Below are 10,417 nucleotides of genomic sequence, written 5' to 3'. Positions count from 1 at the left end.
CTACGACAAACTGCTAGAAAAATACGATCTAAAATAATGAAAAAAAGCGCATTTTTTACTCTGCTTAAATTTTGCGCTTTAGCCTTACTGTCGGTAAATTTGGTAGCCGAGTTTACCGACATGCAAATCACCCAAACAACCAAATCCAAACGCGAAAAAGTCGTCAAAGAAGTCCTTTTTCTAGAAAAAATTTTAGACTACGATACCTTTATATTTAGGCTAAACGCCGCCGTGATCGCCCCTTGCAAGCTTGCAAACGTTAAATTTTACGACGGCTCAAAATGCATAAAAGATAAAAAAGAGCTGGAAAATTTCAGCAAATCCTACGACAAAGAGATAAAAAAGATATTTCGTCCTGAGCGCAACTACTACGTGCTCACGCTAAAAAATCTAGGCGATAGATGGCTGTGCGAAGTAAGCGACGAAAGCAGAATCCTAAACAAAACCCTGGTCAAAAACGGCCTCGCCTCGCCTACTAGCAAAGAGTACCAAAAAATCGAAGTCAAAGAGGACTGGGCGAAGAAAAATCACTCGGAAATTTATGAGTGCCTAACCGGCAAAAAGCTAGAAGACGAAAAAGCAAAGAAAAAGCCGAAAAAAGCCGAAAATAACGCCACCAAAAACGATCAAACCGAGCAAAACCCTGCAAGCGAACAGCCTAAACAAACGCAGCCGCAAACCGCGCCGCCACCGATCGAGTCGCAAGGAAACGGCCCCGTAAATTTAAGGGAGCTTGGAGTCGAGTTTGGCAAGGATTTTGGCGACAAATAAATTCGACCAAAGATAAATTTAACAAAAACCGCTTAAGGTAAAACAATGAAAAATCCTAAAAAAAATATCCTAATCATCGCAGGCAGCGACAGCGTCGGGGGTGCCGGCGTGCAAGCCGACATAAAAACCTGCGAGGCCTACGGCTGCTACAGCGCGACTGCGATCACGGCTCTAACTGCGCAAAACACGAGCGGCGTGAGCGCGGTAATGCCCGTAACGCCCGAGTTTTTAAACGCGCAGCTAGAAGCAGTCTGCGCCGAGCTAAAATTTGACGCCGTAAAGATCGGCATGCTCTTTAACGAACAGCTCATAGCCTGCGTCAAAGCCTGGCTGGAACAAAACCAGGGCATAAGCGCCGTGATAGATCCCGTCTGCGTGGCGAAATCAGGCGTAAAGCTACTGCAAGAGGGCGCCATAAGTGCGCTAAAAGAGCTTTTGAGCCTAGCTCGCATTGCGACGCCGAATTTAGACGAAGCGCGAATTTTGGGGTTAAATTTTGACGGCGAGCGGTTAAATTTGAGCGCGGATCTGCCCTGCGACATCGTACTAAAACGCACGCGAGCGAGCGAAATTTGCGAGGATACGCTTTATAAAAAAAGCGGCGAAATCGTTAAATTCGGCGAGCCGCTAGAGCGCCCCACAATCATGCACGGTGCGGGGTGCAGCTTCGCCACGGCTATCGCCTGCGCCCTAGCGTGCGGGACAGACGAGATAACGGCAATCAAGCGCGCCAAAGCCTTCGTCGCAAACGCAATCAAAAACGCCCACGGCTCAAATTTCGGCGCGCGACTGCTGAATCACAAAGCAGCGGGCGAAAATGGCTGAAATTTACGCTATCACGGACGACGTCCTAACGCCAGAGAGTAGCGTGCTAGAGCAAGCTCGCGAGCTGCTAGAGTGCGGAGTGAAGTTTTTACAGTACCGCACCAAGCTTGAGCCCAAAAACGAGCGCGTAGCTGTTGCACTAAAAGAGCTTTGCGAGCGTTACGGCGCGAGATTTATCGTAAACGACGACGTCAAATTTGCCGCAAAAATAGGTGCAAACGCCGTGCACATCGGCAAAGACGACGGCGGAGTAAAGGCCGCTCGCAAGATCCTGGGCGAGGACGCCTTTATCGGCGTTAGCTGCTATGACGATCTAAATTTGGCGCTAAGGGCGCAGGACGAGGGTGCTTCTTACGCGGCATTTGGCGCCGTGTTTGCGAGCCCGACCAAACCAAACGCCCCGCTTTGTAAATTTGAAACGATCAGGCGCGCAAAGGAAATTTTACGTATCCCGGTTTGCGTGATCGGCGGCATAAACGCAGCAAATATCGCGCAAATCGCCGCGCTAAATCCAGACTACATCGCCGTTATCTCAGCGCTCTACCGCCCAGCATCCATAAAAGAAAATCTGCGAAATTTGCAAGCGTTTTTGTAAAAATGCGCTAAAACTGCGTCAAATTTGCGTCGCTAGCCCGCGCGATGCTCCGCCTAAATTTAAGCCAGGTTCGCTAAAATTTGCTCGATTAAAAAGGATAAAAATGAAAACTCTAATCATCTTAACCCACCCAGGCATCCAAAACTCGGTCATAAACAAACGCCTGCTGCAAGAGGCACTCAAAGAGCCGCAGCACTTTAGCGTTCATGACCTGACGCAGGTTTACGGGGGCGAAAGCATTGACGCCGCGCACGAGCAAGAGCTCATCAGAGCCCATAACGCCCTCGTTTTGCAGTTTCCACTTCATAACTTCTCCTGCCCTCCGATTTTAAAATCATGGATCGACGCTGTGATGACGCACGGTTTTGCCTATGGGCGCGGCTCGGACGGTATCGCGGGCCGCAAGGTCGCGCTAGCCGTGACCGCAGGCATCAAAAAGAGCGACTACTGCCCGCAAGGGCGCTATCATTTTAGCTTGCGCGAGGTTCTTACGCCGTTTGAGCTTGCGTTTAATACTATTTTCGCGCCGACTACCGCGGCTTTTTCGCATTTTACGGCGCCGAGGAGACTCCGGGCGTGGACTACGTTTCAAGCGAAGACGATTTAGAGCGCGGCAAAATTAGCAAGCGTTTTTGTAAGGCTTAAAATTTGACGAGTCCGCTTGCCTTGCTCAAATTTGACACGCTAAATTTGAGCGTCAAATTTACGGCGAGCAGGCTAAAATTTGAAGTTTCCGTACCAAATTTGCCAAGCCGCGCCAAAGGCTAATCTTTTTTATAAAACACGTTAAAGCAGACTCCGCCAAGCAAGATTATCACGCCCGCAATCCCCGCAAAAGGCGAAAACCAAAAATCCATCGTCCCAGCATAGAGCAAAGCAACCCCGACAAAAAAGGCTTATCGCGATATCTGCGCTAAACCAAAGCGCCCTTTCAAAAAAGCCTTGCGATTTTTTCGCCGTCAGGTTTTTGCTGAGATTTCGTATTTCTAAAACCTTGAAATTTTCATACTTCACGCTCGCTTCGTCGCCGTTTGCTAGCTCCAGAGCGCGCTTTTTGGGGCTGCTACCCCACAAAAACGTATCAGCGACCGTGACGTTAAAATAATTTTTCTCTTTCGTCTCAAAAATCCTTAGATTGCGCACCATACCGCTAACCTCGCCGCTAGACTTGGGCTCTTTTGTGGCGCCAAGCATCAACCTAACGCGCAAGCCCAAAGACGCCTCGCCGTGATATTTAAACCAAGCAAAGGCAAGAGAGCCGAAACCAAAAACTAGCAGCACGGTGCCAAAAAGCGGCTGCCGTCCGTCAAATCCCGAGAAAATCGCCCAAACGCCGGCCACGCCAAACAACAAAAACAGCACGAAAAACAAAGCCGCAAAAAAGAGACTAGGCTCATAGGCGTACCAGGCAGCGGAGTTTAGGGAGCGGTTTTTTAGCCACAAAACCCGCCCCTTTTTATCGCAAACCGCTAGCATCTCGTCGCCGTCATTTATCGGCAAGAGCGGACTTTGCAGCGAGCGAACGTTTAAAATTTGCCCATCTAAGCTAAAGCTATAATCAAATCCGCTTTTGTCTTTATAGACGCACTCAAGCGAATTTACACGTCCGCCCAGTAGTTTTAGGTCGTTTTTCGTTTCTTGCAAGCTAAATCCTTTTAAATTTTAAGTTTTCGCGCCCGAAATTTGAGCGATATAAATTTAATCGCTCGTTCGCCTGCCAATTTTAAAATAGGCGCCGAATTTGCCGCGTTTGGCAGCGTTTTTGAGCGGGCGAATTTGACGACGGACTACAAATCCGCTTCTTTTAAAAATTTTCTCAAAGCTAGATACGCCTCGACCATGCCGCTTAAGCTTTTGTTTTCGCTCCAGTATATGTGCAAAAATGGCAGCGATAAAAACAGGCAAACAACAAAGGCAAACAAGGCTGCCATGCCTACAAATTCGGACAAATGCTTGCTTAGATAAATGATAGGTATCGAAAAAATCGCGCCTAAAATTTTACCGGGGACGATATCAAAGATTGCTGCCCATGATAGTATAAAATGCGCGCGCCAAGCGTAGTTTTTGAGTCACTTGTTTGAGGTCAAATTTTTAAAATTCCAAACCTCGTTTTGCTCGTCATAGGCTACGGCTAGGCGGTCATTTTCGCGTGGCACGAGACGCTCTTTGGAGATTTTGGCGTTAAATTTCGCGCCCGCGATCTCAAAAACGCAGTCATCCGTCGCCGCACTCCATCTCACGTTTTTTACATCGCCCGCTAAAACCTGAAACTCGCACGAATCTCGCATCTAAATTTTCTCCAAAGTTTTTGTAAATTCGTAAAAATTAACGCCGCGCAAATTTGAGCTGGACACAAAAATACGTCAAATTTGAGCGGGGCAAAAACCCGCGCGGGCGCGTAAATTTGACTGCGCGCAAAAAAGAGCAAGCAAAGACTTTAAGCCTGACGACCGAATTTGCTCGAACGCTAGCAAAATTTAGCAAATTTACGCCGTAAAGATAGCTGTAAAGCCCGCCAGGCAAAAACTCGCAAGCCGCAAAATGCCACCAGGAGAGAGCTAAATTTATCCGTAAAAAGCGGTCAAATTTGAGCAAAAGCAAATTATGCACCGCTGGATAAATTTACCCAAAATCGACCCAAATTTAAGCCTAGCAATTGCCGGCGCGTCAAATTTGAGCCAAGTAATCTAAATTTACATGAGACGCAAAGCCGCCCGCAAAAAGAAAAAAGCGCGGACGTTTAAATTTGACGGATCGCCTGGCCAAAAAAGCAAATCTACGCCGCAAAAGCCCGCAAATTTAGCGTGCCGCTAGTCCTTCTAGCTCCTTTGCCAGCGAGTTTACCTTCGAGTCGTCCATGCCGTTGCGCTCGACATCGCTCACGACGATGTCCTCCCACGTCTTGGCAAACTCAGCCTGCGATAGCCCCAGGCCGCCCTCACCCTTTGGTAGCATACCGCTTATCACCAGCGCGCGGAAGCACACGTGGCGATCGCCCTTGTAGGCTTTGCACTGCTCCAGCGAGTTTTTAAACTCGGCTCCTAGGTGCTGCGTGACCTTATCGTCCGGGTATTTTTCCGCCGCGCGAGCTATGTCAAGTGCGGCTTCGTAGTACTGCGATATGGCCTTAAATTCGTCGTTTTTAGCGGCATACTCGAGCAGTTCGCCGGCTCTTTTGCTATCTCTTGGCGTACCTAGACCCGTAACGTAAAGCAGCCCCAGATCGCCGCACGCGTCTCTTAGACCCTCGTCGCAGTATTTTTTGCGAAGCTCGAATTCCTCTTTAAATTTACCGCTTTCAAAGTAGTTGTTCGCGCCCGCGACGGAGTTATACTCGCGCAGTACCTTTGCGTACTGCTCGGGGCTAAACGGCTTTGCCTGCGCGCAAACGGCGCAAAGTGCAAACAGGGCTGCGGCTAAAATTTTATTCATTTCTTTTCCTTTTTGGTTTTAAATTTTTTAATAGTTTTTTTGATCGCCTTTAGCAGATATGCGACGTCTTTTTGCGTATGCGAGTAGTGCAGACTCACGCGAACCCAGCCTGGCTTTTGATCAAATTTCTGATCGTCTTTTAGTCCGAGCAGATCGTGTCCGTACGGACCGGCACACGCACACCCAGCACGAGTCTGCACACCGTAGTCCTCGCTCAGCGCCTCGGCGAAATCATACGGCGAAACGCCCTTAACGTTAAACGCGAAAATCGGCAGTCTCGGCACTGCGCGCGGGCAGTAGCTCACGACCTCGGGGATATTATCCAGCCCCTCGCAAAACTGCTTTGTTAGCTCATCCTCGCGGCTTTTTATGACGTCTAGCCCTACTTCGTTTCGTAGCCGATACGCTAGAGCGGCTCTTATGAGCCCCATCACGTGTTGGGTGCCACCCTCCTCGGTGTGCTCTACGCTAGGCGCGAAAAAATGCGAACTGCGGCTCACGTAGCTAACCGTCCCGCCCGCGGCAAAGGTTGGTTTATCTGACTTTACGAGCTCCTTTTTTATCGCGAGCAGTCCGCAGCTACCCACGCCGCCTAAAAGCTTATGCGGCGAGAGAAATAGCGCGTCGAAGTAGTCCGCGTCAAGGTTGTCGTGCGGACTAAGGCTAGCCGCGTCAAAGGCCACGGTCGCACCGTATCGCTTCATCATCACGTAGATTTTTTTGTAGTCGCTGATTATCCCCGTGACGTTTGAGGCCGCGCTAAAAGAGCCGATGATCTCGCGCTTTGAGTTGATTTTGAGCAGTTGATCGAGCCTGCCGAAATTTATCTCTCCGCTCTTGCTTAGCGGTATACGCACGACCTCGCACAGCCCCTCGCGCAGGCTGATCTCGTTTGAGTGGTGCTCGTAGGGCGAGACGATGACGAGGGGCAAATTTGCGCCTTTTACCGCCTCTTCGCCTAGGCGGTTTGCGCTCATAGGCGGCAGGTAAAGCCCCATGATCTCCTGAAATTTCTTTATAGCTCCCGTCGCGCCGCAGCCCGCCGAGATCAGATAGAATCGCTCATCAAGCCCCAGCGCGTCTTTTAGGCTCTGCCTTGCTTTTTCGTAGCGTTTTTGCGTTTTTAGCGCGTTTGAGGCGCTTTCTGAGTGCGTGTTGGCGTAGGTTTTTAGGTATTTTGCGATCTTGCACTCGATAGGCGCGTAGGCTAGGCCCGAGGCCGTGTAGTCAAAGTAGCGCACGCCTTTTTTTAAAATAATATTTTTCCTGATTTCGTCGATGCTAACCAAAATTTTTCCTTATAAAAAAAGAGATTATAACCAAAGTTGTGCTAAAATGGGCTAAAAAGGAGCAAAAATCTACGCCTTAAAATCAAGCTACGCGCGCTTTAAGCACCTTGATATCTTGCAGCTTATTTACTTTCATTTAGTATTTGACGCACTAAAATTTGAGGCGAATTATTATGATATTTTCGAGGCGATCGAAAAGGAAATTTTGGATAAATTTGAAGATTTGTCGCTCAAATTTAGCTTTGACGCCCCTTTTGAAAGCGAGCTTAAATTTGCCCTTTGCAAGCTTGCTAAAAACGACCGCAAAAAATACGCTCTAAATAAATTTCTGCCCCGCCCTCTCATCCTAAAAATTTACGCCGCTGCGATAAACTCAGGCGTAGTCAGCATCGAAAAGACGCTGGAAAAACCGCGCATAAAAAGCAAATATCAAAAATCCAAAAAGCTGCCCGAGCGCGACAAGGCGCAGGATAAGGTGGTCTTTAACGACAATTTTACTAGGTTTTGGTTTTATTTCATCGAGCCAAATTTAACCCTTTTAAAAAACGGTGAAAAGGCCGCGCTGATGGAGATCATCAGGCGAGAGTTCGACTCGTACGCGGGCTTTGGCTTTGAGCTGCTTTGCCGCGAGCTTTTGGCGTTTAGACTAGGCACGGAGCCCGCTCGGGTGCGGAGTCTGTGGGCGAAAAATATCGAGATAGATATATTTTTGAGCCTAGACGGACGTATCATCGTCGGAGAAGCTAAATTTAAAGAGCATAAAATTTGCAAAAACGTGGTAAATTTACTCCTTAAAAAATGCGAGCGACTAGGCTTCGTGCCAGACGCCGTCGCGCTATTTTCCAAAAGCGGCTTTAGCAACGAAGTGCGCCGCCTAAAAAACGAGCGAATTTTACTTTTTGATTTAGAAAATTTCGAGGAGCTTTTATGACCCAGATCGATAAAACCAGTGTCCAAGACGGACTAAAAAGCCTGATCGAGCAGACCTACCTGATAGAGCGCGAGTACAAAAACCTAACCGCGTCGTATGCGAATCTGCAAGGATTTATCAAAGATATCGTGGAAATTTTGCCAAACGCGATCTGGGTTTTGGACGAGGCGGGCGAGATATTTTTACAAAACTCAGAAGCCCTAAAACTGGGTCAAATTTTAAAATTTATCCCGCAAAATGAGGGCGAGATAAGCGCCGCAGGGCAAATCTACCTCATCAAAATCGCCCAAAAAGAGGGCAAAAAAATCATCTCCGCAACCGACATAACGACCGAAAAGCGCACCGAGCGCCTAGCCTCGATGGGTCAGGTCGCCGCCCACCTAGCCCACGAGATACGCAATCCCGTGGGCTCGATCTCGCTGCTGGCCTCCACGCTGATAAAAAAAGCGGGCGACCACGATCGCCCCGTAGTCGAGCAGATGCAAAAGGCGATCTGGCGCGTCGAGCGCATCATCAAGGCCACTTTGCTTTTCACAAAAGGCCTAACGATAAACGCGCGCGAGTTTAACCTAGCCGAGCTAAAAAGCGAGTGCGAGGCGGCCATAGAGTGCTACACATACGGCAAGGAGATCAAATTTAGCCTAAATTTCCCCGACCTGCCCTATGTGGGCGACCGCGATCTACTCGCGATGGTGTTTCAAAACATGCTGTTTAACGCTATCGATGCGGTCGAGGAAAACGAGGATGATGACGGCTGGGTGCGCGTGGACTACGAGCAGCGCGAGGGCGAGCATAAATTTGCCGTGACCGATAGCGGCGTGCCGATCAAAAACCAAGCCATGGTCTTTGAGCCGTTTAAAACGAGCAAACTAAAAGGCAACGGCCTTGGGCTGCACCTGTGCCTGCAGATCGTCCAAGCTCACGGCGGCAGTATCGAGATCGAGCTTGAGCCAAAGAGCTTTTGCGTAAATTTACCCGCAAAGACGCGCGGCCAGGCGGTAAATTTGATGAAATTTGACGCTTTGGACGGAGTTTAAATTTGAACGCGAAATTTAGGGCGGCGGAAGGTTTGGCTTCGGCAAGCCGAACAACGAACAAAAAACAATCAAAACAAGGAGAGAAAATGAAATTTGACGCGAAAATCTTAGAGGATTTGGCGAAGTGGTTTGAGGAGCTAAAGGAGATTAAATTTAGCGAACTTTTAGCAGGCGACGCGGCAAGCACCGCATTTATCAGCGTGGATATGATAGAGGGATTTTGCAGCATGGGACCGCTAGCTAGCCCTCGAGTGGGCGCGATCGCGGACGGTATAGCGCAGACTTTTAGCGCGGCTTACGCGGCGGGTGCGAGAAATCTCGTGCTGCTCGAGGATAGCCACGAGGCAAACTGCGCGGAATTTGACGCATTTCCGCCGCACGCGATCAAAGGCACCGAGGGCGCGAATACGATACCGCAGCTACGCAAGCTGCCGTTTTTTGACGAGCTAAAAATCTTTCGCAAAAACTCCCTGAGCGCGGCTTACTGCGCCGAATTTAACGCGTTTATCGCGCAAAATCCGCACATAGACACTTTTGTGGTGCTAGGCGACTGCACAGATCTATGCGTCTATCAGCTAGTCTCGCACCTAAAGCTTAGCGCAAACGAGGCAAACATCAGGCGCAAAGTCCTAGTGCCGGCAAGCCTCGTCGCCACCTACGACGCGCCGGGGCACGAGGGGGACTTTTATCACGCGATGTTTTTGCGGCATATGCAAACGGGTCTTGGCGCGCAGGTCGTGCGAGGGATTAAATTTTAACGCCGATTTTGCGGGCGGAGCAGGCGGTAAATTTAGACTGCTAGCGGGATCAAATTTGAGCTAAAGCGCGAAATTTTACTACCTACCGTGCGTTTGCGCAAAATCTCTTGGATGATAAATTTGCACGCCTTTAGCCTCCATCTGCGCGGCGGCATAAAGGCAATCAGAATAAAAAAGATCGTAGCCGCGTTATTTTAGGTATAATGCGGGCAATGCGGCGACGTCGCATGAATTTGTATTAGGAGGCGTTTTATGAAAATTTTAGGCAAGATTCGAGTCGGCGCGGCAGCGCTTGGAGCAGTGATGTGTTTTAGCAGCGCGCAGGCGTTTTTTACGATTGATTTTAACGAGCAGTGGTTGCGGCAGGATGCCTATAACCGCGCTATGAATCAAGCAAGAAAAAATCTAAATCCGCCCGATGATTCCGCCTATGCCAAAGACATTAAGACCGATATACTCTATACGGGCGCGCTGGTACGAGCCGGAGATCATTTTTTAGATATGGACGGTATAGAGCAGATAGCGCAGCTTTTCCCCGCCGCGCAACAAGACGAGGGGCGGCGCTTGCTAGTAGAGGGCATAGATAAGCTAAACAGCAGCGTAGAGCAGCTATACGGCATACCCAAAGAAAACGTGGCGACTGGCATCGTGGCGCTACTAGGAGGCGCTTATGCGGCGTATTTTAATCATCCGATGCCGGACGAGGCTGTAAAGCCCGCATTTTTGCAGATCGCCGAGTTTTTGCGCAAAAAACCGGAGCTGTTTGAGGGAAAAGCTAC

14 protein-coding genes are annotated in these 10,417 nt (G+C 49.2%); 9 read left to right on the top strand and 5 right to left on the bottom strand.

What is annotated here, in order from left to right; all coding sequences use genetic code 11:
- The 4 genes from Q0546_RS07685 to Q0546_RS07670 all read left to right on the top strand — a co-directional run.
- On the top strand, window positions 1-771 hold a 771-nt coding region (locus Q0546_RS07685; RefSeq protein WP_298791918.1), incomplete at its 5' end, for a hypothetical protein.
- Window positions 772-816: 45 nt separating this feature from the next.
- The gene (locus Q0546_RS07680; RefSeq protein ID WP_298791917.1) at window positions 817-1,596 is read left to right on the top strand and encodes a hydroxymethylpyrimidine/phosphomethylpyrimidine kinase; all 780 of its coding nucleotides are present in this window, start codon (window positions 817-819) and stop codon (window positions 1,594-1,596) included.
- The gene (thiE, locus tag Q0546_RS07675; protein ID WP_298791915.1) at window positions 1,589-2,191 is read left to right on the top strand and encodes a thiamine phosphate synthase; all 603 of its coding nucleotides are present in this window, start codon (window positions 1,589-1,591) and stop codon (window positions 2,189-2,191) included. The genes Q0546_RS07680 and thiE overlap by 8 nt, the downstream gene beginning before the upstream one ends.
- A 103-nt stretch (window positions 2,192-2,294) precedes the next feature.
- Window positions 2,295-2,798, top strand: coding sequence for an NAD(P)H-dependent oxidoreductase (locus Q0546_RS07670; protein ID WP_298791913.1), 504 nt, complete (start codon window positions 2,295-2,297; stop codon window positions 2,796-2,798).
- A gap of 179 nt (window positions 2,799-2,977) precedes the next feature.
- Here Q0546_RS07670 and Q0546_RS07665 read toward each other — a convergent pair whose 3' ends face one another.
- The 3 genes from Q0546_RS07665 to Q0546_RS07655 form a co-directional block, all read right to left on the bottom strand.
- Window positions 2,978-3,835, bottom strand: a complete 858-nt coding sequence (locus Q0546_RS07665; protein ID WP_298791912.1) for a hypothetical protein — start codon at window positions 3,833-3,835, stop codon at window positions 2,978-2,980.
- 143 nt (window positions 3,836-3,978) lie between these two features.
- Complete coding sequence (locus Q0546_RS07660; protein WP_298791910.1) at window positions 3,979-4,140, bottom strand: hypothetical protein; 162 nt, start codon at window positions 4,138-4,140, stop codon at window positions 3,979-3,981.
- 120 nt (window positions 4,141-4,260) lie between these two features.
- Complete coding sequence (locus Q0546_RS07655; RefSeq protein ID WP_298791909.1) at window positions 4,261-4,479, bottom strand: hypothetical protein; 219 nt, start codon at window positions 4,477-4,479, stop codon at window positions 4,261-4,263.
- Between the two features lie 53 nt (window positions 4,480-4,532).
- Between Q0546_RS07655 and Q0546_RS07650 the strand changes: the two genes are divergently transcribed.
- Window positions 4,533-4,688 carry a hypothetical protein gene (locus Q0546_RS07650; RefSeq protein ID WP_298791908.1) on the top strand — a complete coding sequence of 52 codons (156 nt, stop codon included), beginning with the start codon at window positions 4,533-4,535 and terminating at the stop codon, window positions 4,686-4,688.
- A 302-nt stretch (window positions 4,689-4,990) separates the two neighbouring features.
- Here the strand turns inward: Q0546_RS07650 and Q0546_RS07645 are convergent, their stop codons facing one another.
- Together Q0546_RS07645 and Q0546_RS07640 are read right to left on the bottom strand one after the other, a co-directional pair.
- Entirely contained in the window at window positions 4,991-5,623 is a 633-nt protein-coding gene (locus tag Q0546_RS07645) for a hypothetical protein (protein ID WP_298791907.1), read from the bottom strand.
- Entirely contained in the window at window positions 5,620-6,912 is a 1,293-nt protein-coding gene (locus Q0546_RS07640) for an aminotransferase class V-fold PLP-dependent enzyme (protein ID WP_298791906.1), read from the bottom strand. The genes Q0546_RS07645 and Q0546_RS07640 overlap by 4 nt, the downstream gene beginning before the upstream one ends.
- Before the next feature lie 115 nt (window positions 6,913-7,027).
- On the opposite strand from Q0546_RS07640, the gene Q0546_RS07635 reads away from it, so the two are divergent.
- From Q0546_RS07635 to Q0546_RS07620, 4 genes are all read left to right on the top strand, one after another.
- Complete coding sequence (locus tag Q0546_RS07635; protein WP_298791905.1) at window positions 7,028-7,843, top strand: DUF234 domain-containing protein; 816 nt, start codon at window positions 7,028-7,030, stop codon at window positions 7,841-7,843.
- Window positions 7,840-8,880 carry a HAMP domain-containing sensor histidine kinase gene (locus Q0546_RS07630; protein ID WP_298791904.1) on the top strand — a complete coding sequence of 347 codons (1,041 nt, stop codon included), beginning with the start codon at window positions 7,840-7,842 and terminating at the stop codon, window positions 8,878-8,880. The genes Q0546_RS07635 and Q0546_RS07630 overlap by 4 nt, the downstream gene beginning before the upstream one ends.
- Window positions 8,881-8,966: 86 nt before the next feature.
- Entirely contained in the window at window positions 8,967-9,638 is a 672-nt protein-coding gene (locus tag Q0546_RS07625; protein WP_298791902.1) for an isochorismatase family cysteine hydrolase, read from the top strand.
- A gap of 252 nt (window positions 9,639-9,890) precedes the next feature.
- Window positions 9,891-10,417: DUF6683 family protein (locus Q0546_RS07620; protein WP_298791900.1), on the top strand; the 527-nt coding region annotated here is incomplete at its 3' end.

The organism is uncultured Campylobacter sp. (assembly GCF_937997465.1).
Lineage (GTDB): Bacteria > Campylobacterota > Campylobacteria > Campylobacterales > Campylobacteraceae > Campylobacter_A.
The sequence above is the reverse complement of the archived record's forward strand: the minus strand, read 5'-3'. Positions and strand labels throughout refer to the sequence as shown.

What these genes read in the sequence shown, in the direction of transcription:
- Q0546_RS07680 (WP_298791917.1), top strand. Translation starts at nt 817, where the DNA reads ATGAAAAATCCTAAAAAAAATATCCTAATCATCGCAGGCAGCGACAGC.
- Q0546_RS07655 (WP_298791909.1), bottom strand. Translation starts at nt 4,479, where the DNA reads ATGCGAGATTCGTGCGAGTTTCAGGTTTTAGCGGGCGATGTAAAAAAC.
- thiE (WP_298791915.1), top strand. Translation starts at nt 1,589, where the DNA reads ATGGCTGAAATTTACGCTATCACGGACGACGTCCTAACGCCAGAGAGT.
- Q0546_RS07670 (WP_298791913.1), top strand. Translation starts at nt 2,295, where the DNA reads ATGAAAACTCTAATCATCTTAACCCACCCAGGCATCCAAAACTCGGTC.
- Q0546_RS07625 (WP_298791902.1), top strand. Translation starts at nt 8,967, where the DNA reads ATGAAATTTGACGCGAAAATCTTAGAGGATTTGGCGAAGTGGTTTGAG.
- Q0546_RS07630 (WP_298791904.1), top strand. Translation starts at nt 7,840, where the DNA reads ATGACCCAGATCGATAAAACCAGTGTCCAAGACGGACTAAAAAGCCTG.
- Q0546_RS07645 (WP_298791907.1), bottom strand. Translation starts at nt 5,623, where the DNA reads ATGAATAAAATTTTAGCCGCAGCCCTGTTTGCACTTTGCGCCGTTTGC.